The organism is Pseudomonas sp. MDT1-85 (assembly GCF_054898065.1).
This window is the reverse complement of record NZ_CM142715.1, coordinates 2,480,405-2,500,890: the sequence shown is the minus strand read 5'-3', so window position 1 is coordinate 2,500,890 and position 20,486 is coordinate 2,480,405. Positions and strand designations below refer to the sequence as shown.

The 20,486-nt window shown below is 58.2% G+C and carries 16 protein-coding genes, 5 tRNA genes and 2 pseudogenes; 5 read left to right on the top strand and 18 right to left on the bottom strand.

The window, feature by feature from the left end:
* Positions 1-95 precede the first annotated feature (95 nt).
* From ACYZT2_RS11355 to uvrB, 10 genes are all read right to left on the bottom strand, one after another.
* Entirely contained in the window at positions 96-1,055 is a 960-nt protein-coding gene (locus tag ACYZT2_RS11355) for a tRNA dihydrouridine synthase (protein ID WP_038980070.1), read from the bottom strand.
* A 167-nt stretch (positions 1,056-1,222) separates the two neighbouring features.
* Positions 1,223-1,672 (bottom strand): acyl-CoA thioesterase, encoded by a 450-nt coding sequence (locus ACYZT2_RS11350; RefSeq protein WP_056744388.1) that lies wholly within the window; start codon positions 1,670-1,672, stop codon positions 1,223-1,225.
* Between the two features lie 48 nt (positions 1,673-1,720).
* Positions 1,721-2,554, bottom strand: a complete 834-nt coding sequence (locus tag ACYZT2_RS11345) for an alpha/beta fold hydrolase (RefSeq protein WP_007905981.1) — start codon at positions 2,552-2,554, stop codon at positions 1,721-1,723.
* 30 nt (positions 2,555-2,584) lie between these two features.
* Positions 2,585-3,124: a TetR/AcrR family transcriptional regulator gene (locus ACYZT2_RS11340; RefSeq protein WP_461972132.1), complete on the bottom strand. Its 540-nt coding sequence runs from the start codon at positions 3,122-3,124 to the stop codon at positions 2,585-2,587.
* A 182-nt stretch (positions 3,125-3,306) separates the two neighbouring features.
* Positions 3,307-3,382 (bottom strand) — tRNA-Glu (locus tag ACYZT2_RS11335).
* Positions 3,383-3,462: 80 nt separating this feature from the next.
* Positions 3,463-3,538: transfer RNA gene (locus ACYZT2_RS11330), tRNA-Ala, on the bottom strand.
* A gap of 53 nt (positions 3,539-3,591) precedes the next feature.
* Positions 3,592-3,667, bottom strand: a tRNA-Glu gene (locus ACYZT2_RS11325).
* 79 nt (positions 3,668-3,746) lie between these two features.
* Positions 3,747-3,822 (bottom strand) — tRNA-Ala (locus ACYZT2_RS11320).
* A 294-nt stretch (positions 3,823-4,116) separates the two neighbouring features.
* Positions 4,117-5,598: a glutamate--tRNA ligase gene (gene gltX / locus ACYZT2_RS11315; RefSeq protein ID WP_461972130.1), complete on the bottom strand. Its 1,482-nt coding sequence runs from the start codon at positions 5,596-5,598 to the stop codon at positions 4,117-4,119.
* Between the two features lie 277 nt (positions 5,599-5,875).
* Entirely contained in the window at positions 5,876-7,891 is a 2,016-nt protein-coding gene (gene uvrB, locus ACYZT2_RS11310; RefSeq protein WP_007905988.1) for an excinuclease ABC subunit UvrB, read from the bottom strand.
* A gap of 337 nt (positions 7,892-8,228) precedes the next feature.
* Here uvrB and ACYZT2_RS11305 point away from each other — a divergent pair, with 337 nt between their 5' ends.
* Positions 8,229-9,425 (top strand): amino acid aminotransferase, encoded by a 1,197-nt coding sequence (locus ACYZT2_RS11305; RefSeq protein ID WP_461972127.1) that lies wholly within the window; start codon positions 8,229-8,231, stop codon positions 9,423-9,425.
* A gap of 234 nt (positions 9,426-9,659) precedes the next feature.
* Complete coding sequence (locus tag ACYZT2_RS11300) at positions 9,660-9,860, top strand: hypothetical protein (RefSeq protein WP_007905992.1); 201 nt, start codon at positions 9,660-9,662, stop codon at positions 9,858-9,860.
* Here ACYZT2_RS11300 and ACYZT2_RS11295 read toward each other — a convergent pair.
* On the bottom strand, positions 9,857-10,087 hold the full coding sequence (locus ACYZT2_RS11295; RefSeq protein WP_123356271.1) for a hypothetical protein: 231 nt from the start codon (positions 10,085-10,087) through the stop codon (positions 9,857-9,859). The two genes, ACYZT2_RS11300 and ACYZT2_RS11295, sit on opposite strands and share 4 nt — an antisense overlap.
* Positions 10,088-10,312: 225 nt before the next feature.
* Here ACYZT2_RS11295 and ACYZT2_RS11290 point away from each other — a divergent pair.
* Positions 10,313-10,388, top strand: a tRNA-Asn gene (locus ACYZT2_RS11290).
* 795 nt (positions 10,389-11,183) lie between these two features.
* On the opposite strand, the gene ltrA is transcribed toward ACYZT2_RS11290, so the two are convergent.
* The gene (gene ltrA, locus ACYZT2_RS11285) at positions 11,184-12,605 is read right to left on the bottom strand and encodes a group II intron reverse transcriptase/maturase (RefSeq protein ID WP_461968955.1); all 1,422 of its coding nucleotides are present in this window, start codon (positions 12,603-12,605) and stop codon (positions 11,184-11,186) included.
* Positions 12,606-13,322: 717 nt separating this feature from the next.
* Positions 13,323-14,840, bottom strand: a complete 1,518-nt coding sequence (locus ACYZT2_RS11280; protein WP_461972124.1) for a nucleobase:cation symporter-2 family protein — start codon at positions 14,838-14,840, stop codon at positions 13,323-13,325.
* 254 nt (positions 14,841-15,094) lie between these two features.
* On the opposite strand from ACYZT2_RS11280, the pseudogene ACYZT2_RS11275 reads away from it, so the two are divergent.
* Together ACYZT2_RS11275 and ACYZT2_RS11270 are read left to right on the top strand one after the other, a co-directional pair.
* Positions 15,095-15,383, top strand: a pseudogene (locus ACYZT2_RS11275) (BrnT family toxin).
* A complete protein-coding gene (locus tag ACYZT2_RS11270; protein ID WP_461972122.1) occupies positions 15,380-15,724 on the top strand; it encodes a BrnA antitoxin family protein in 345 nt (114 codons plus the stop codon). Before ACYZT2_RS11275 ends, ACYZT2_RS11270 begins: the two are co-directional and overlap by 4 nt.
* Positions 15,725-15,786: 62 nt before the next feature.
* On the opposite strand, the gene ACYZT2_RS11265 is transcribed toward ACYZT2_RS11270, so the two are convergent.
* The 5 genes and pseudogenes from ACYZT2_RS11265 to ACYZT2_RS11245 form a co-directional block, all read right to left on the bottom strand.
* Positions 15,787-16,626, bottom strand: coding sequence for an arylamine N-acetyltransferase family protein (locus tag ACYZT2_RS11265; protein ID WP_461972120.1), 840 nt, complete (start codon positions 16,624-16,626; stop codon positions 15,787-15,789).
* A gap of 113 nt (positions 16,627-16,739) precedes the next feature.
* Complete coding sequence (xth, locus tag ACYZT2_RS11260) at positions 16,740-17,534, bottom strand: exodeoxyribonuclease III (RefSeq protein ID WP_461972118.1); 795 nt, start codon at positions 17,532-17,534, stop codon at positions 16,740-16,742.
* Positions 17,535-17,652: 118 nt separating this feature from the next.
* Positions 17,653-17,970: pseudogene (locus ACYZT2_RS11255) on the bottom strand (EAL domain-containing protein); the annotation flags it as partial.
* Positions 17,971-18,198: 228 nt separating this feature from the next.
* Positions 18,199-19,770: a sensor domain-containing diguanylate cyclase gene (locus tag ACYZT2_RS11250; RefSeq protein WP_461972116.1), complete on the bottom strand. Its 1,572-nt coding sequence runs from the start codon at positions 19,768-19,770 to the stop codon at positions 18,199-18,201.
* 185 nt (positions 19,771-19,955) lie between these two features.
* On the bottom strand, positions 19,956-20,486 hold the full coding sequence (locus tag ACYZT2_RS11245) for a hypothetical protein (RefSeq protein ID WP_461972114.1): 531 nt from the start codon (positions 20,484-20,486) through the stop codon (positions 19,956-19,958).

Below are 20,486 nucleotides of genomic sequence, written 5' to 3'. Positions count from 1 at the left end.
TGTCTCCGCGACCCGAATTCGGCATCGCGTAATCCTTAGATAAGGACCGCTGATTGATTTTCAAGAGATTTTTTTCAGATTTTTTTTAAGTAGATTCAGGCCGCTTCAGACACCTGCAGACCCAGTAAACGCGAGACATTATCCAGTTCGGTCTCACGACGCAGGACGGTGAACAGCTCTACCGCTTCAGGATAATTGCGGGTCAGCATCGCCAGCCACTGCTTCAAGCGGCCCGGCGATTGACGTGGCGTCATCTGCGCCTTGGCTTGCAGCCAGAAGTCCTGAATCAGCGGCAGCAGTTCGGCCCAAGTCATCTCGACGACGTCTTCACCGGCGCGGGCGGCGGCGATTTGCCGGGCCAGATCCGGGCGCGATACCAGACCACGACCGAGCATGATGTCTTCGACGCCGCTGATTTCGCGGCAACGGCGCCAGTCTTCAACGCTCCAGATGTCGCCGTTGGCAAACACCGGCACCTTGACCACGTCCTGCACCCGAGGGATCCATTCCCAGTGGGCTGGCGGCTTGTAGCCATCGGTCTTGGTACGCGCATGAACCACGATGTGCGCCGCGCCGCCTTCGGCCAAGGCCGTGGCGCAAACCAGTGCACCGTCCGGGCTGTCGAAACCGAGGCGCATCTTGGCGGTCACTGGAATGTGCGCTGGCACCGCGCGACGGACGTGTTCGACAATTTGGTTGAGCAGTTCAGGCTCTTTGAGCAGCACCGCGCCGCCACGGGATTTGTTGACGGTCTTGGCCGGGCAGCCAAAGTTCAGGTCGATGACTTCGGAACCCAACTCGCAGGCCAATGCGGCGTTTTCCGCCAGGCACACCGGATCGGAGCCGAGCAGTTGCACCCGCAGCGGCACGCCGGAGGCGGTCCGGGCGCCGGTCAGCAGTTCCGGGCCGAACTTGTGGTAATAGGCAGGCGTGAGCAGCTGATCGTTGATCCGAATGAATTCGGTCACGCACCAATCGATACCGCCCACACGGGTCAGCACGTCCCGCAGGATGTTGTCGACCAACCCCTCCATGGGCGCCAAAGCAATTTGCATGAAAAACACACTCAACGAAAAACGTGCGGCAGTTTACTGGATTGCGCGAGGAATCTGCAGAACATCGCTGATTCCCTTGTGGGAGCGAGCCTGCTCGCGAAAGCGGTGTGTCAGTCGAAACATAAGCTGTTTGATACGCCGCCTTCGCGAGCAGGCTCGCTCCCACATTAGATTTTGGTCGTATCCAACATCTGCAACGCCGGGCCGTAGCCTTCGATGAATTCCGCCGGCATGCGCTTGGGCTTGCCGGTGGACAGTTCGATGCACACGAAAGTGGTCTGCGCCCGCAGCAACGTCGTGTTGTCGCTGGGGCGCTTCAACTGGAAGTGTCGGGTCATTTTCAGGCGCTGGTCCCAATCGACGATCCAGGTCGCCAACTGCAACTCATCGCCCTCATAGGCCGCCGCCAGATAATCGATCTCGTGCCGTACCACCGCCATCGCCCGATCCAGCCGCCGGTACTCGACCAGATCCAGCCCAAGCCGTTGCGAGTGGCGCCAGGCGCAGCGCTCGAGCCAGGTTACGTACACCGCGTTGTTCGCGTGGCCCAGCCCGTCGATGTCCTCGGCGCCCACTTCCAGATCAATGATAAACGGCGTTGCCCGATCCCAGCCCATGCCCCACTCCCGGTCAGATTATTTCGACCGGGGCAGTGTAACGGATGCTCAGGCCGATTGGCGCGATTGCAGGCTGCGACCGGCCAGCAGCGAGAGAACGCCGTCGATCACCCGCGGATCGGCGAGCACCCGCTGATGCCCACCCTCTTCCAGGCGCAACAGACGGCTGTCGAACCAGGCTTCGTGGATCAATTGGGATTCCTTCACCGGAACAAAGTTGTCGTCCTCGGCATGGACGATCAGCCCCGGCATGTCGAGCTGATAGCGCGCAACGTCCAGCGCAGCGGCGCGCATGCCGACGTCTTTCTCGACCTGGCGAATAAACGCCGAACGGGCTTTGGGCGGCAGGCGCACATAGCGTGCGAACCCACGCAGTACCCCGAGAATTCGCGCCGGGGCGGCGATCGAGACCAGGGTTTCGGTGCGCAAGCCCAACTGAACCGCGAGCATGGCACTGGCGCCGCCCATGGAATGACCGATCACCGCTTGCAGCGGCGGCAACTCAGCGGCCGCTTCGAGCATGGCCCGAGCGAACAGCACCACATTTGCCTCGCGTCCAGGCGAACGACCGTGAGCTGGGCCGTCCAGTGCAACCACGGTGTAACCGGCATCGACCAGCGCCGTGATCAGCGCGGCAAACTGTGTCGGCCGGCCCTCCCAGCCGTGCATCAACAATACCGCCGGCCCCTGCCCCCAACGCAGCGCAGAGAGACCGAAGCGCAAAGTGATTCGTTCGGATTTAGCCAGCAGCGGCAATTCCCAGTCGCGCGGCGGTAATTCCCGCGGGGTCATGAATGCCAGACGCATCTTGCTCGCCACCAGCTTCGGCGCGAACCAGCCCAAGGTGCCATTAACGCCACGAACCCAGCTCAACGTGTTCATCGCCCATCTCCTCAGGCTGACGCCTTTAGGTCATAGCACCGCCGACTTGGCGGCGCGCAGCAATCGATCAGACAACTCTCCTGGCCCCAGCGCCCGCGCCAGACCCAAACCACCGACCATCAAGGCCAAGTCGGCCAAGGCTTTGTCGGCCTCTTCCGGGCTGGCCGACAACTGCGCGACCATCAACTCAACATGCTCATTCAACGCCACACGAAATTCGTCCGGCAAACGGCCCAGCTCGCCGACCGACGCCGGAATCGGACATGCCTGCTCGGTGGAATCACGGTGTTTGCGCGACAGGTAGAACGCCGCGACCAACGCGCGACGCTCTTCGCCGGTCAACTCAGCGTCCATATTGGCGATCAAGCCACGACGATGGCTGAGCAGCTGCTTGAACGCTTCCAGCATCAATGCGTCCTTGCTTTCGAAGTGCGCATAGAAACCACCGACCGTCAGGCCGGCCGCGCCCATCACTTCGCCCACGCTCGGCTCGGCCGGGCCGCGCTGAATCAGCGCTGCACTGGCAGCCTTGAGGATGCGTTCGCGGGTTTGAGCTTTTTTATCGTTCATCGTTGCCTCCGAATATTACGACTAGAATATTATTCTCATAATAATTTTTCGCAAGTCGTGGATGTGACCGCTGGTCTGAAGAACAGTTTTGAGGAAAAAAGAGAGTTGGCCAAACGCCAGACAAACAAAAGGGCCATTCAATAATTGAATGACCCTTAAAAATCCCGCAGAGCGGGTAATCGTGGCGTCCCCTAGGGGACTCGAACCCCTGTTACCGCCGTGAAAGGGCGGTGTCCTAGGCCACTAGACGAAGGGGACACAAACCCTTCTATACAACTGATCAGTGCTGAGAGCTGATCGATTCAAGGCCGGTGTGGCCAGACCTTGAACTGTAAAATTGGTGGAGCTAGACGGGATCGAACCGTCGACCTCTTGCATGCCATGCAAGCGCTCTCCCAGCTGAGCTATAGCCCCGGATTTTTCGCCTCGCGGCGGAGCGACATCTTGCAACATCGCTTCTGTAAAACTGGCGTCCCCTAGGGGACTCGAACCCCTGTTACCGCCGTGAAAGGGCGGTGTCCTAGGCCACTAGACGAAGGGGACGCAAACCCTTCTATACACTTGATCAACGCTGAGTGCTGATCGCTTCAAGGCCGGTGTGGCCAGACCTTGAAGTGTAAATTGGTGGAGCTAGACGGGATCGAACCGTCGACCTCTTGCATGCCATGCAAGCGCTCTCCCAGCTGAGCTATAGCCCCTCATCGCTGAGGACGGGGCGAATCTTAATGGCGCATCAGAAGGCTGTCAAACTTATTTTTAACAATTTCCAAAATTTTTTGCCCACATAACAATCACTTACCGCCCAACCCCGTAAATCCGGGGGTGTATCCGCTCCATGTAGCAGCTGCCGCAGGCTGCGTTCGAGTGCGCAGCGCTTGCAATCCTGGTGCTCTGCCCTTTCAGACAGATTGTGTGGCGGCTGTTAAGGACTGCTCCGCAGCCCGACGCAGCCTTCGGCAGCTGCTACAGGTGAACGTCGACAACAAGTGGAATCAGGCGATATTGCCCAACAGTTTTTCCCACTCCTTGTTTTCCTTCTTCGACACGCCGCCCAGCAGGTCGATCGCCTGGCGCAGGCGGAAACGGGTCAGGTCCGGGCCGAGAATTTCCATCGCGTCGAGCACCGATACCGAACTGGCCTGGCCTGTTATCGCGGCGAACATCAGCGGCATGGCGTCACGCAGCTTCAATTCCAGGGATTCGACCACCGCCTGAATCGTCGCGGTAATGCTGTCCTTCTCCCACTGACGCAGGCTTTCAAGCTTCCACAAAATCAACTGAATCAACTGACGGACCTGATCGCCGGAAAGCTTCTTGGATTCGAACAGTTTGGCGTCCGGGTTCACGCTACCGGCAAAGAAGAAGCCCGCCAGCGGTGCGACCTGGCTGAAGGTTTCAACTCGGCCTTGCACGTGCGGTGCGATCTTCATCATGTATTCAGGGTTCAGTGCCCACTTTTGCAGACGAGCAGCGAACTCTTCCACTGGCAGGTCACGCAGCCATTGGCCGTTGAGCCACGACAGCTTCTCGATGTCGAAAATCGGCCCGCCGAGGGAGACGCGCTGCAGGTCGAAGTTGTCGACCATTTCCTGCAGCGAGAACTTCTCGCGCTCGTCCGGCATCGACCAGCCCATGCGGCCCAGGTAGTTGAGCATTGCTTCCGGCATGAAGCCCATGCGCTCGTAGAACGTCACCGAGGTCGGATTCTTGCGCTTGGACAGCTTGCTCTTGTCCGGGTTACGCAGCAGCGGCATGTAGCACAGCTGCGGCTGTTCCCAGCCAAAGTATTCGTACAAGAGGATCAGTTTCGGTGCCGAAGGCAGCCATTCTTCACCACGCAGAACATGAGTAATGCCCATCAGGTGGTCATCGACCACGTTGGCCAGGAAGTACGTCGGCAGACCGTCGGTCTTCATCAGCACTTGCATGTCCATGCGATCCCACGGGATCTCGACGTCGCCACGCAGCATGTCAGGCACCACGCACACGCCTTCGGAAGGCACTTTCATGCGGATGACGTGTGGCTCGCCAGCGGCCAGGCGGCGCGCAACTTCATCCGCAGAGAGCAACAGCGCACGGCCGTCATAGCGCGGGGTTTCGCCACGCGCCATTTGCTCGGCGCGCATCTGGTCCAGCTCCTCGCTGGTGCAGAAGCATGGGAAGGCATGACCCATGTCGACCAGTTGCTGACAGTACTTCTGATAGATATCGCCGCGCTCGCTCTGACGGTAAGGACCGTGCGGGCCACCGACGTCCGGGCCTTCGCTCCAGTCGATACCCAACCAGCGCAGGGCGTCGTAAATCTGCTGTTCGGACTCGCGGGTCGAACGCAATTGGTCGGTATCTTCGATCCGCAGGATGAACTCACCGCCATGCTGCTTGGCAAAGCAGTAGTTGAACAAAGCGATGTAAGCGGTACCTACGTGGGGGTCCCCGGTAGGCGATGGCGCGATGCGAGTGCGGACGGTGGTCATGGCATGTCTCGAAAAGAATAAAAAGCGAAGATCAAAGCGAACTTCCAACAAGAGCCGAATGGTAACAGGCGTAGCCTGCCACGCTCTAGTGAGTGGGGTATTTACATCTCAATGTCCCCAGGCTGAAGGCTTTGGTGCATTGGTTTACAGATTGGCGTCCGGTCGGACGCCATCGCGAGCAGGCTCGCTCCCACAGTTGACCGAGTTGCCCGGACGGACGCGGTCCAATGTGGGAGCGAGCCTGCTCGCGATGAGGCCCTAACAGGCAACACAAAGATCAAACGACCAACAACCGCTCCCGCAACTTGCCGATTTCGTCGCGCAGCTGCGCCGCCGCTTCGAACTCCAGGTCGCGGGCGAGCTGGTACATCTTTTCTTCCAACTGACGAATGCGTTTGCTGATCTCGCTCGGCGAGCGCAGTTCCGCCTCGTACTTGGCACTTTCCTCGGCAGCCTTGGCCATGCCTTTGCGCTTCTTGCTGCGCGAACCCGGCACGACCGCGCCTTCCATAATGTCGGCAACGTCCTTGAACACCCCCTTCGGCGTGATGCCGTTGGCCAGGTTGAAGGCGATCTGCTTGTCGCGACGACGCTCGGTTTCGCCGATCGCCCGCTCCATGGAACCAGTAATGCGATCCGCATACAGAATCGCCCGCCCATTGAGGTTGCGCGCCGCCCGGCCGATGGTCTGGATCAGCGAGCGCTCGGAACGCAGGAAACCTTCCTTGTCGGCGTCGAGAATCGCCACCAGCGAGACTTCCGGCATGTCCAGGCCTTCACGCAGCAGGTTGATCCCCACCAGCACATCGAAGACGCCGAGACGCAAGTCACGGATAATTTCGACCCGCTCCACGGTGTCGATGTCCGAGTGCAGATAACGCACGCGCACGCCGTGGTCGGCCAGGTAATCGGTCAAGTCTTCGGACATGCGCTTGGTCAGCGTGGTAACCAGCACCCGCTCTTCCAGGGCGACGCGCTTGGTGATTTCCGAGAGCAGGTCGTCGACCTGAGTCAACGCCGGACGGATTTCGATTTGCGGGTCCACCAGGCCAGTCGGGCGCACCAATTGCTCGACCACTCGGCCAGCGTGCTCCGCCTCGTAATTGCCCGGCGTGGCCGAGACAAAAATCGTTTGGGGACTGATGCTTTCGAACTCGTCGAAACGCATCGGCCGGTTATCCAGCGCGGACGGCAGACGGAAGCCGTACTCCACCAGCGTTTCTTTCCGGGAACGGTCACCTTTATACATGGCGCCGACTTGCGGCACGCTGACGTGGGATTCGTCGATCACCAGCAAAGCGTCGGCCGGCAGGTAGTCGAACAAGGTAGGCGGCGCCTGGCCGGATTCACGGCCCGAGAGGTAGCGCGAATAGTTTTCGATGCCGTTGCAGTAGCCCAGTTCGAGGATCATCTCCAGGTCGAAACGGGTGCGCTGCTCCAGTCGCTGGGCTTCCACCAGTTTGTTGTTGGAGCGCAGGTATTCCAGGCGCTCCTGCAATTCGACCTTGATCCCTTCAGTGGCTTCGAGCAGGGTTTCGCGCGGCGTCACGTAGTGGCTCTTCGGATAAAAGGTGAAACGCGGCAGTTTGCGGATGACCTCACCGGTCAGCGGGTCGAAGGCAGATAAGCTCTCCACTTCGTCATCGAACAGCTCAATGCGGATCGCTTCGAAATCGGATTCCGCCGGGTGGATATCAATCACGTCACCGCGCACCCGGAAGGTCGCCCGGGCGAAATCCATGTCGTTGCGGGTGTATTGCAAGTCGGCCAAGCGACGCAGCAGCGCGCGCTGGTCGAGCTTGTCGCCGCGATCGACGTGCAACACCATCTTCAAATAGGTTTCCGGACTACCCAGACCGTAGATGCACGACACCGTGGTGACGATGATCGCGTCCTTGCGCTCCAGCAGCGCTTTGGTCGCGGACAGGCGCATCTGCTCGATGTGGTCGTTGATCGAGGCATCCTTCTCGATGAAGGTATCGGACGACGGCACATAGGCTTCGGGCTGGTAGTAGTCGTAATAGGAAACGAAGTATTCAACGGCGTTGTTCGGGAAGAACGCCTTGAATTCGCCATACAACTGCGCGGCCAGAGTCTTGTTGGGCGCCAGCACCAGTGTCGGGCGCTGTATCTGGGCGATCACGTTGGCGATGCTGAAGGTTTTGCCCGAGCCGGTCACACCGAGCAACGTCTGGTGCGCCAGCCCGGCCTCAATGCCCTCGACCATCAGGCGGATGGCTTCCGGCTGATCGCCGGCGGGCTCGAAGCGGGTGACTAGCTGGAATTCAGACATACATACCTCTGGATTCGCGCCTGTCCACTCAAACCGGACAGCGACGAAAAAAACCACAAACGACCGATGTCGCCCGAGGAAAAAAACTGGATTGTGCTCAATGTGGAGCCGATTGCCATCGCTTTCAAGGCAAACGTCCTACATCGGATAAACCTTTGATGACACCACTCGCTCAACGATCGAAAAATAATTCGAAAAACTTACCGTAAAAGCCGAATCGCCTGTCGCCATCAATCGCTGATGGCCTCTATACTAGCTCCCCGTTTGTGCACCGCTCTAGTGCATTCGGCTGGAGCGCGACACGTCCCTCCACACTCCATTCAGAGCCGCCGCAATAATGAGCCTGTTCTCCGCTGTCGAAATGGCACCACGCGATCCAATCCTGGGCCTCAACGAAGCATTCAATGCCGATACCCGTACCAACAAGGTCAACCTGGGGGTCGGTGTTTACTGCGACGAGGAGGGGCGAATTCCACTCCCGCGCGCCGTTGTCGAAGCCGAGACGATTCGCGCCGCTCAACACGTTTCCCGTGGCTACTTGCCGATCGACGGCATCGCTGCCTACGACCAGGCTGTGCAGAAACTGCTGTTCGGCAATGATTCGCCGCTGATCGCCGCTGGCCGGGTTATCACTACCCAAGCCGTCGGCGGGACCGGCGCGCTGAAAATCGGCGCCGACTTCCTCAAGCAACTGTTGCCGAACGCCGTCGTGGCAATCAGCGACCCAAGCTGGGAAAACCACCGCGCGTTGTTCGAAACCGCCGGTTTCCCGGTGCAGAACTATCGCTACTACGACGCCGCCACCCACGACGTTAACCGCGCCGGCCTGCTGGAAGACCTGAACGCCCTGCCGTCCGGCTCCATCGTTGTGCTGCACGCTTGCTGCCACAACCCGACCGGCGTGGACCTGAGCCCGGCGGACTGGAAAAACGTGCTGGACGTGGTCAAGGCCAAAGGTCACGTGCCGTTCCTCGACATGGCCTACCAGGGCTTTGGCGACGGCATCGATGAAGACGCCGCAGCCGTGCGCCTGTTCGCCGAATCGGACCTGACCTTCTTCGTTTCCAGCTCGTTCTCCAAATCCTTCTCTCTGTACGGCGAGCGCGTTGGCGCCCTGTCGATCGTCAGCGAATCGAAAGAAGAAAGCGCGCGCGTGCTGTCGCAAGTCAAACGCGTGATCCGCACCAACTATTCCAACCCGCCGACCCACGGTGCAAGCATCGTCGCCGCCGTGCTGAACAGCCCGGTACTGCGCGCTCAGTGGGAAGAGGAACTGGCAGAAATGCGCCTGCGGATTCGCGGCATGCGCACCCAAATGGTCGACCTGCTGGCGAAAAACGCTCCACAGCGCGATTTCAGCTTCGTCGGTCGCCAACGCGGTATGTTCTCGTACTCCGGCCTGACGGTTGAGCAGGTAACCCGCCTGCGTAGCGAGTTCGGCATCTACGCCCTGGACACCGGCCGCATCTGCGTTGCCGCGCTGAACCAGAGCAACATCGACGCCGTGACCAAGGCCATCGTTCAGGTGATCTGAGTCGTCGCGTGATATGAAAACGGGAAGCCATAGGGCTTCCCGTTTTTTTATGGATCGCAGATAAATCTCAAAGCAGCAGCTGCGCCCTTTAAACTCCACACAAATCAAATGTGGGAGCGAGCCTGCTCGCGATAGCGGTCTTTCTGTCACATAGATACAAGAGGTGCCGCCGCCATCGCGAGCAGGCTCGCTCCCACAGGTTTTATGTACACCCGAGAATTCTTGAGAGCCCACATGAAAAACGATGACCTACGCGCCGACCGCGACGAGCTGGACCACTTCGTGCCCCGCTCTTCGGCCAAACGCGGTAATAACCTGGTGCTGCAAGTGGCTGCGGGCGTGTTCCTTGGTGGCCTGGCGCTGTGGCTGGTGCAACTGACCGCCACGATGCTGTACGCCAAGCTGATGCTCGGCACCATTACCTTCGGCGGTTAAGCCAATTCGGTTGCACGCTGGCTGGCTGCGTCGTCATAGGCCACATAAAGCGACTCCGCCACCTGGCTTTTTATCGCTTTGGTGCTTTCCAGGCCCAAAACAAAACCTTCGGCCTTGCCGCCCGCGCGGTTCAATTCGTCAGCGGTGCCGGCCTGAGTGATGGCGTCGAACAGTTTCTCGGCGTGCGGGCCAACGCCTTTGGGCAGGCTGATCTGAGCGATGCTCATGCGAACACCCCGCTGTTTTGAGGTGTGAGGCTTGGGTGATTCATGGCGCATACCTTTTCGGCTGAGGGCCGGCAGCGCGTGTCACCACTTCCGGGCGACCATGGTAGACCTCTACCGCGATTCTGGTAACCGCCAATGGCCGATAACCCCCTCTGATCCGATGAAAACATCAAACTGCCAACAGAGGCTTGACTTCTCTTTTTGAATCAGTAACATAGACGCCATTCCGCGATAGCTCAGTTGGTAGAGCAAGTGACTGTTAATCACTGGGTCCCTGGTTCGAGTCCAGGTCGTGGAGCCAGACAGCAGAATCGAAAAGCCCCTGAATCGAAAGATTCAGGGGCTTTTTTGTGGCTGACGGAAAGACGCGAGCCTATGTATGCCCTCCTCCGACAGAGTAGGAAACTTCCTGATTCTCTGTAGCCGTGCTTTAGGCTATCCCCTCAGCCCCGGAAACCCTGTACTAGAGCAACAGTAGCCACTTTCATGATGGCCAGATGAGGTCTGTGAGGCAGCGAACTTGTGCGTTATGAATAGCGACTTTCACCTGCCGATATCCCTGGATCGTTCAAGTGTCAGAGTTACTCAAACTCAAGGAGAACGTCCTTGTCCCTCACCCTTGCGGCTCATTGAGCTTTGGCACCCTTCCCGACATGCCCCGGTTCAATTTACGGGGAGGTGAGATATTCCTGTGGGTAGGAATACACAAAGGAATCAATAATGGATTCGGAGTTCGACATGTCTGGGAAGCCCATAAGACCGACCTGGCGAAATATGGGTGCCGCACCATTGATGATGTAGCGACACACATCGCCAAAATGGTCGTACCCGGCGCGCCCATCTATTGTGAATTCAAGGAAATGAGAGGTGATCATAGAGTTGCCGTACTTAAAAACCCTACCGGTTCACTCATTCTGGAGCCTCGAAACGAGCGTCGCGGCTTCGGATATTACGTCGTAACCTGGTATCCCAAGAGACGCGCAGTAGGCACCCTTCTCGGCACAATAGCCAAACCGGGTTCCAAGATCGAGTAGGAGGCGGATTTACATCCGCCGTCCTCTCACACCACCGTACATACGGTTCCGTATACGGCGGTTCAGGTTACACGGCTAAGCCGATCTATCGTATCCAGTATCGAGATCAGCCCGAGTCGGTCCCACAGCTTCTTCGGCAGCGCCTGATTCATATGAGGCGCTCCCGAGTTCCACCATGGGCCTCGGCCATTGACTGCCGATTTACACGCCCGCGCCTCATTAAGTCCCAAGCGTATCAAGTTGCGCGCCCTCGTAGAGGGCCGCTTCCATTGACGCCAGACGACACAGCGAAGCTTGCGACGCACCCAGCCGTCCAGTTCCTCAAGTGGCCGTTTGCTTTGGCTCAGTTTGAAGTAGCCCGCCCAACCACGCAGCACGGGGTTTATCCGCTCGATGATATTCGCCATCTTGTGGCCCCGCGCTTTACGTAGCAGCTCTCTGAGTCGGTCGCGCAAGCGACCTAGACTCATCGTCGCCACTCTCAGCTTCGGTTGCTGATGCCAGCTCATCCCGTAACCCAAGTAATCACACTTCCAAGACCTCGCAACTCGGCTCTTGTCCCGGCTCAGCGTCAGTTTCAGGCGCTGATTCAGGAAGCGCTCAACACTCCTCATCACTCGTTCGCCAGCACGAGGGCTGCGCACATAGATGTTCGCATCGTCGGCATAACGCACAAAACGATGCCCCCGTCGTTCCAGCTCGCGGTCGAGTTCGTTGAGCAGGATGTTCGACAGCAACGGCGAGAGCGGGCCGCCTTGCGGCGTCCCTTCCTGCCGTCGGCTGGCGATACCGCCTGACATCGTTCCCGCTTCGAGGTAACGATGGATCAGCTTGAGCACCCGCTTGTCTTCGATTTGGCGCGCCAGATAAGCCATCAGGATGTCGTGATTAACCCGATCAAAGAACTTCTCAAGATCGAGTTCCACGCACCAGCGATGCCCTGCCGCCACATGGGCGCGGGCTTTCTCGATGGCTTGGTGGGCGCTTCTGCCCGGTCGGAAGCCGTAGCTATAGTCCGAGAATAGCGGGTCGAAGATCGGCGTGAGCTGTTGCAGCAATGCCTGTTGGATCAGGCGATCCACAACGCTGGGAATACCCAGCTGCCGGGTGCCGCCTTTGGGTTTGGGGATGTCGACGGCGCGTACACCTTGCGGGTGGTACTCGCCGGCCAGCAACCTCTTCTGGAGGGTCGGCCAATACTGTTTCACATAGTCCGCCAACTGGTCGACCGTCATGCCATCGGCACCCGGCGCGCCCTTGTTGCTGACTACGCGATGATACGCACGTCTGAGGTTGGCGGGTGCAAGCACCCGCGCCATCAGCGTGTCCGGCTCCGCGTTCGTCCACGTCACAGACGCCGTCGATACCTTTGCGCTATCAGCCGTCATCCTCGGATTCTGTCCGGGACTCGGAGTAACAGTCTTCTCTGGGAGAAATTTCTGCATTTCGGTATTCAACGAGACTCTGACGCCTACTGGCGGCATAACCTGTTCGGCCCTTGGTGGCAGGGTTATTTGCCACTTACTACGGCCTCGGCTGACTTCTGCACGCTCATCCCGTCGCCTCTCGACGCGCGGTAGCACAGTGGCAAACGTGCAGATCTCCCAGGGTAATTCGCGCGACCTTCCTGCTTATGCCTGTCGGATCTACGTCACAGCGTTCCGTGCAAGTACTGGGCTTTGAAGATTTTGGCCTTCTTACCCCGCTGCGCCGCCTCTATCCGCTTCCTGTTCGTCAGGCCAGCATTTTGCCTCGGGCTTCCTTCAGATTCGCAGTCACCCGCGACACCCTTGCCTCTGGCTAACACTTCCCCTTGCCGGGTGTGTAGAGGACTTTCACCTCCAAGTCACCAGCGTGGCCACCACAGCCCAGCTGGTTGCGCTTGCGCGCAACGCGCCATGCCTGGCGCACCAATAAAAAAGGCGTCCCGAAGGACGCCTTTTGAATACTTCGAGGAGTAGTCGCAGCGATTCTTTAGCTCCTGGTCACGAATGACCTTGGGTTCAGAATCCGACCGGCATGCCAGTCGTCACTACTTCAGAGGGAGCCAGCTTCTCTGCTGCCAACAAGATGGGGGGCCAATGCTGGAGGCCAAGCCCAAGGATGCGCAATTGCAGACCTCGAATTCAATTCTCAAGCATGAGTGGAGCGAGTGTCAACCTGACTGACAGTTGAATCGGTCGACCCACACTTGATCACTGTCAGACATGTTCACTGCTTTTCGCATGCACCGCCCGCGGCTCTGCATGCCCATGCTCTGCCTCCACCACCGGAATCTCATTCCCGTCGCAGTCACGCAGCTTGCCTTCGCTGAAGTAATCCCCTTCCCGCAACGCCGCCAGATCCTGATAACGCAAGACGCGCTCGGTACCGGCCGCAAACACCGATTGTTGATCCGAGTTGCCGGCAGTGAGGTGGTTGAAGGTCAGGTTCAGCACGATGGCCATGATCGCCGAGGAACTGATGCCCGAGTGGAAGATCGTCGCGAACCAGCTAGGGAAGTGGTCGTAGAAGTTCGGCGCGGCGATGGGGATCATGCCGAAGCCGATGGAGGTGGCGACGATGATCAGGTTGACGTTGTTGCGGTAGTCGACCTTGGACAGCGTCCGAATGCCGCTGGCCGCCACGGTGCCGAACAGCACGATGCCGGCACCGCCGAGGACGGAGGTTGGCACGGCCGCGATGACCCGGCCCATGAAGGGCAGCAATCCGAGCACCACCAGGAACACACCGCCGGTGGCCACCACGAAACGGCTCTTGATCCCGGTTACCGCCACCAGCCCGACGTTCTGGGCGAAGGCGCTTTGGGTGAAGGAGCCGAAGATCGGCGCGATCATGCTCGACAGCATGTCGGCGCGCAGGCCGTTGCCCAGGCGTTTGGAGTCGACTTTGGTTTCGATGATTTCACCGACAGCCAGAATGTCGGCCGAGGTTTCTACCAGCGTCACCATGACCACGATGCACATCGACAGAATCGCGGCGAAGTGGAAGGTCGGCATGCCGAAATGGAACGGTGCCGGGAAGCCAAACATCGGGCCCTGGGTGACGGACGAGAAATCCGCCATGCCGAGGAACACGGCGATGACTGTGCCAATGACCATGGCCAAGAGGATCGACAAACGGGAGATAGTTGCACTACCGATTTTGCTGAGTAGCAGCACCAACACCAGCGTCACCGCCGCCAGACCAATGTTCGCCATGCTGCCGAAGTCTGGCGCATGGCTGTTGCCACCCATGGCCCAGCGCGCGGCCACCGGCATCAGCGTCAGGCCAATAGTGGTGATCACAATGCCGGTCACCAGCGGCGGAAAGAACTTGGTAATTCGTGAGAACACCGGCGTGATCAGTAAACCAATCAGCGACGCGGCAATCACCGCCCCGAGAATCGACTGAAAGCCCCCCTCCCCGCCACTGCTGACAATCGCCACCATGGTCGCAACGCCAGAGAACGACACGCCCTGCACCAGCGGCAACTGACAACCGAAAAACGGTAAACCCAGGGTCTGGAGCAATGTTGCCAGGCCCCCTGCAAACAATGAAGCAGCAATCAACAAACCGATGTCCGCCGGCGAAAGCCCGGCCGCCTGGCCGATGATCAAAGGCACCGCGACGATACCGCCATACATGGTTAGAACGTGTTGCAAGCCATAAGCCATATTCGCGCCGATCCCGAGATTTTCATCCTCAGGCCGCTGGAGTGAAACATGGGGCGTTTTCATGGTTGGGGGGTTCCCTGGTTTTTTGTTGTGCGCACACTGTATTCAATAGTCAGGACAACTGTCTATAGAGTTGTATACAACTAGCCGGTCAGATTATGGACAGATGTTCACACTGCCCTTTAGCCGTAGAGCCCCCAGCCTAAAAAACTCTTGAAATACATCCTTCCTCCCCTTTCCTCCCCACCGCTAATCTTTTGCTTTCCAAGCGACCGTCGGCACGGCCGCCCCTCGCTTATACATATAATGTATGCATAATGAAGTCATTCGAAATTCAGTATCACAAGGCAAAGAACGCGGCCAACAAAACTAAAGCATCAAGGCGTCAGCCTCGCAGAGACAGAACCCGTGTTTTATGACGAACGAGCTCTGACACTTCAGGACAACCACCACGATGAGCAGCGATGGATCATCATCGGGCTGGATGCCAAAGGTCGACTGCTGGTCGTTGCATACACCTACCGCGACCCGAATTTCGTGCGAATCATTTCTGCGCGCATCGCCACTAAAAACGAGCGTCGCCACTATATGGAGCTTGACCGATGAAAGATGAATACGACTTCAGCAATGCCAAGCGTGGAGCGGTTGCCTCCAGCAAAGGCAAGACCAGAATCACCATCATGCTCGATGATGTCGTCATAGAGACCGCGCGCGCGCTGGCAGAAAGCGAGGGGTATGGCTACCAGACGGTGATCAACAATACCCTGCGCCAGGCATTGCTCAGTGATAAGGGCAAAACGACAAAGCCCGATCAGAACACGGCTGTTGCCAATGTCGGGCATTTCAAAAAAGGCATCACCGCCTCCGAACTGAAAAGCCTGGAGAAAAAGTTGTCAGAGGCCCTCAGCGAAATCCATCACGTGATGGAGCTTGAAGCTCGCTCCTAGCCCCCCTGGACATCGACCAGAAAAAGGGGCGATTTGATCAAATCCGCCCCTTTGTTTGGTGCTCAATTTGCCTGCGACACAGGCTCAATCAAGCGCTCAAGCACTCGCTTCAATGCTTCATGCGCCGGCACCCGAATTCCGAATTCACTTTCCAGTAACCCGATCAACTCCTCAACGTCCGCCACCTGCCGCCGTTCGCTGTCGCTGCCCATGCGATGAATGGCAAAACTGCCGTTGTTCAGCGTCCGTCGCCATCCCTCCCCCGTCCGCGCCACCATCAATTGTTTGAGAAAGGACGATTCGGGATGGGTCGAGACGTACCAGTTGCCGAGGGTGTAATCGATGTCTTCCTGACGCTGCAAATCGAAGATGTACATCGCCCGCCATTCACCACCGACGTTGGCGCGCAAGGTGTAGCCGTCGGCATGCGATTCGATGCGATAGGGTTCGTGAGGGGTGGACTGCTTGGCTTCGGTATCCAGGATCAGCGGTGCGGTGGGCACCATGCCGCCGAAGCCGACGTCAGTGATGTAGCGCACGCCGTCGAGTGTCACCACACTCAAGCGGTGAGTACGTGCGGTCCATGCGCCTTCGGGCTGACTCATGACTACGCGGCCGGTGATGCCACGCGCATCGAAGCCCAGTGTCTGAAGCAAGGCCAGGAACAGATTGTTGAGTTCGTAACAGTAACCACCACGCCCATCGTGCAAGACTTTCTGCTCTATGGACGGCAGATCGATCAGCACCGGTTCGCCCATTAAGGTGGCGATGTTTTCAAACGGAAAGGCACCGGTGTGGCGCAATTGCAATTGGCGCAGGGTTTCCAGGGTCGGCGCCGGGGGGGCTTCGAAGCCCAGGCGTTGCAGGTACAACGCAAGATTCGTCAGTCGTGTCTCGCTCATCGCTCAATCCTTTATGCAGAAGTCCGCGGATCGCTCCGCCGATGGGCGCCATGTATAAGGGAAAACACGGTCGGACTGACAATTGATTTAGCCAATCGCCGCACGCGCCAAGACTATCGACGCTTGCGCGAACCCAATCGAATCCACGTTGGCGCATGATCGCTGGCATGAGGTTCGTTACGAACCCAGGCATCGACGCCGGCCTCTTGCAGGTAAGGACTCAGTGTCGGATTGAGCAGCAGATGATCGATGCGCAACCCCGAGTTTTTCTGCCAGTGCTGCCGGAAATAATCCCAGAAGGTATAGATGCGCTCCTCTGGATACAGATGACGCAGGGAATCGGTCCAGCCTTGATCCAGCAATCGCTGATAACACGCGCGACTCTCGGGTTGAAGCAGCGCGTCCTTGAGCCAGGACCGCGGGTTGTAGATGTCCAGATCGGTGGGCACCACGTTGTAGTCACCGGCCAGCACCACCGGGTGGTCGCTGCTCTGCAGGTCCTTGGCGTGCGAGATCAGACGCTCGAACCACGCCAGTTTGTAATCGAACTTCGGCCCCGGCTGCGGGTTGCCATTGGGCAGGTACAGACAACCTACTAGAACCCCATGCACGGCAGCTTCCACGTAGCGGCTATGGGTATCGCTGTCATCACCCGGCAAACCGCGCCGGCTCTCCAACGGCTGCGCATCGCGCGCCAGAATCGCCACCCCGTTCCACGACACCTGGCCGTGCCAGACGGCGCCATACCCGGCCGCCTCCAGTTCCGCGACGGGGAATGCGCCATCGACCGATTTAAGTTCTTGCAAGCAGGCGATGTCTGGCTGCTCCCGCGCAAGCCAGGCCAGCAGATTCGGCAAGCGCGCGCGCATGCCGTTGACGTTGAAGGTGGCGATTTTCAGGTTCTTCATGATCCGACGCTCGCAACGGATGGGGCGATATCCAGTTGTGACCGGGGTGCGTCACGGCAGTTGCCGTGGCGCACGAAACAGGCGACTAAAGGTGCGTGCCCTGCGGCGAAAAATCATCCCTTGATGCCTTGATCCCGTCGAACGGATACGTGCGCAGGTAACCCAGCGAAGAATAACCGGTGCCGAAGTCGTCCATGTTCAGCCGCACGCCCAACTCCTTGAGCGCATTCATGGTCGCCAGAGCCCCATCGACGTCGTTGAGCATCACATTTTCAGTGATCTCCAGCTCCAGCCGACTGGCAGGCAAGCGTGTCTGGACCAACACTTCCCGGACGTCCTCGATCACATCGCTACGGGCAAATTGCACGGGCGACAGATTGACCGAGACCATCATCGCACCGGGCCAGGTCAGGGCCGTCTCGCAGGCCTCGCGCAACTTCGGACATCAATGGCAGCAGCGGCACGGGCACCGATGGCGGGGCCAGCGGTTCCGGCCAGCTGGCGAAGCCTGCGTTCGGCTGCGAAGCAGTCGTGAATCCGGCTAATGCGGTCTGCCTGACGTATCGCAATCTATGATTTTACGACTGCTTCGCAGCCGAACGCAGCCTTCGGCAGCTGCTACGAAGTATGCGTCGTTTATACGTCCCACCTCTGGAGGAATGCTTCAGCGGTCCGAGCGCATCAGCGCCTCGACGCCTCCTTCCATCGACAACACCGCCGAACGATTTCGTCCCGAATGCTTGGCCTGGTACAACGCCGCATCTGCGCGCTTGATCAACATTTCGGTACTGTCGTGCCCTGTTGGCACAAACGAATAACAGCCAAGGCTGACCGTCACATAGCCCGTGGGTGAACCGCTGTGGATGATGTTCTTGTCCATGACGCTGCGGCGGATCTGCTCGGCGATCGTCAGCGCACCGTGGATGTCGGTATCCGGCAGCAACACCGCGAACTCTTCACCACCGTAGCGCACCGCCAGATCGGCTTTGCGGTGACAGCAACTCTTCAGTGCCCGCGCCACTTCGGCCAGACAATGGTCCCCGGCCACATGACCGTAGGTGTCGTTATAGCGCTTGAAATAATCGATATCGAGCATGATCAGGCTCAGCGGACTCGACTGCCGGGCACCGCGCCCGAACTCGATTTCCAGCGCGCGCTCGAACAATCGACGGTTGGCCAACCCGGTCAGACTGTCGTGGGTGGCGATCAATTCCAGGGTTTTCTGCGCCTTGCGCAAATCCGCCTCGATGCGCTCACCCGCGCGCACCTGATGAATGAACACCCAACCGAACAACCCCACACCGAGGACGACCAGAGCGACGATCACACTGGATTGAATCGCCGTGTCGTACCAGCCCTTGAGGATCGCGTCTTTAGAGGATGCCGCCGCGACCACCACTGGATAGGCATCGAGCTGACGGTAGCCATACAACCGGACGATGCCATCCACCACCGAGCCGATCATGGCGTTGCCCGACGTCGCGTTGGGCAAGAGCGTTTGAAAGATCTCGCCCTGGGCCAATGACGTGCCGATCTGCGATTCCACAAACGGCCGTCGCGTCAGCAATGTCCCATCGGTCAACCCCAAAAACATCGCACCGTTGTCATCGATGCTGAAGCTTTTGAAGAATTGATCGAAGTACGACATCTTGATCCCGGCCAACAACACGCCCTGAAAACCGCCGTTCTTGTCGTTTATCCGCTTGGAAACCGGAATGATCCACTCGCCATTTTCCCGACTGCGAATTGCCGGGCCGATGTGCGCCACGGACGACACGTTCTGCTGGTGAAACTTGAAGTACTCACGATCCGCCGCACCCGCTCCGCGAGACAGATTCTCGAACGAAGTCACGACCCATTGCCCCTGCTTGTCGAACAGAAATATCCCGTGCAACTGATGCAGCGCCTGCACCCGCCGCGCGAAGGTTTTCTGCAAGCGCGGCATCTGGACAGACTCGAAACCATCAGCCTGAATCCAGTCCACCAGACTGGTCAGCACCAGATCGGCTTTCATGAAGGTGTCTTCGGCCTGCTGTGCCATGGCCCGGGTCAGGTTCGACGAAGACACCTCGGCCAACGCCAGATCGTGTCGACGCGACTGCTCCAGTTGCAGGTAAAGCAGCCCACAGAGGCAGAGGCACACCGCCGCAATAAACAGCACCGCAGCTCTGAGCAGGGGCAGCCGCTTCAAGGCACCGTCGGGCGCGTGGTGCGGATCGGGAAAGGGGATAGACAAAAGCGAGTCCTGAACGGGTAAGGCATGGGCAGATGCCCAAAATCCTTATTTTTTGGGAGCTTAGTCTACGGGGTTGTGCGGGGTAAACGCAGGGTTGGGGGATAAATAGTCGTGACGTTATGCTTTTGGGCGGCTCAATGGAGATCGCTGCATCGATATGGATTCAATCGACCGTGACTGTGCGATCAATTGGCTTTGGGTTTATTGACTTCACGCAGTAGATCTGCGGATGGGATACTCATCGTTTTTGAGTAATAAGGTTTGTACCCATAAGCTGTGACAACAACCTTGCAGGGAATATTCTTTTTGCTCAACAGCATAGCGTTCAACTCATCAGCCGATAAATTCCTTCGAGAAGTACCTTTATTCAAAGTCTCACTCAAAAATGCACTACTGACATAACTGAATTCTCCTGCAGTATTTCCGGATGATTCTTTTTCAATCAAGCCATAAGCCGAACGTTCAATTGTATGATCAGCCGAAAAATCATCATCACGTTCCAATGCACAAACAAGCATGGTTGAAGCCTGCCCTACCCCCTCGCCTCTACCGTAAAGATCTTGAATATTCATATCCGAGCTGAAGCGAATATCGTATAGCGATAGAGCACCTTCACGCTCAACCGATAAAAACTTTAAATCCGCAGCCAGCTTATTATGATCCTTGGCACAAGATGAGCATGCCGCGACCAACAGAAACAATAGAATTTTATTCAT

Excerpts from the sequence above, each read along its gene's own strand:
- ACYZT2_RS11355 (WP_038980070.1), bottom strand. The coding sequence starts at position 1,055 with ATGCAAATTGCTTTGGCGCCCATGGAGGGGTTGGTCGACAACATCCTG.
- ACYZT2_RS11350 (WP_056744388.1), bottom strand. The coding sequence starts at position 1,672 with ATGGGCTGGGATCGGGCAACGCCGTTTATCATTGATCTGGAAGTGGGC.
- ACYZT2_RS11345 (WP_007905981.1), bottom strand. The coding sequence starts at position 2,554 with ATGAACACGTTGAGCTGGGTTCGTGGCGTTAATGGCACCTTGGGCTGG.
- ACYZT2_RS11340 (WP_461972132.1), bottom strand. The coding sequence starts at position 3,124 with ATGAACGATAAAAAAGCTCAAACCCGCGAACGCATCCTCAAGGCTGCC.
- gltX (WP_461972130.1), bottom strand. The coding sequence starts at position 5,598 with ATGACCACCGTCCGCACTCGCATCGCGCCATCGCCTACCGGGGACCCC.
- uvrB (WP_007905988.1), bottom strand. The coding sequence starts at position 7,891 with ATGTCTGAATTCCAGCTAGTCACCCGCTTCGAGCCCGCCGGCGATCAG.
- ACYZT2_RS11305 (WP_461972127.1), top strand. The coding sequence starts at position 8,229 with ATGAGCCTGTTCTCCGCTGTCGAAATGGCACCACGCGATCCAATCCTG.
- ACYZT2_RS11300 (WP_007905992.1), top strand. The coding sequence starts at position 9,660 with ATGAAAAACGATGACCTACGCGCCGACCGCGACGAGCTGGACCACTTC.
- ACYZT2_RS11295 (WP_123356271.1), bottom strand. The coding sequence starts at position 10,087 with ATGAGCATCGCTCAGATCAGCCTGCCCAAAGGCGTTGGCCCGCACGCC.
- ltrA (WP_461968955.1), bottom strand. The coding sequence starts at position 12,605 with ATGCCGCCAGTAGGCGTCAGAGTCTCGTTGAATACCGAAATGCAGAAA.
- ACYZT2_RS11280 (WP_461972124.1), bottom strand. The coding sequence starts at position 14,840 with ATGAAAACGCCCCATGTTTCACTCCAGCGGCCTGAGGATGAAAATCTC.
- ACYZT2_RS11270 (WP_461972122.1), top strand. The coding sequence starts at position 15,380 with ATGAAAGATGAATACGACTTCAGCAATGCCAAGCGTGGAGCGGTTGCC.
- ACYZT2_RS11265 (WP_461972120.1), bottom strand. The coding sequence starts at position 16,626 with ATGAGCGAGACACGACTGACGAATCTTGCGTTGTACCTGCAACGCCTG.
- xth (WP_461972118.1), bottom strand. The coding sequence starts at position 17,534 with ATGAAGAACCTGAAAATCGCCACCTTCAACGTCAACGGCATGCGCGCG.
- ACYZT2_RS11245 (WP_461972114.1), bottom strand. The coding sequence starts at position 20,486 with ATGAATAAAATTCTATTGTTTCTGTTGGTCGCGGCATGCTCATCTTGT.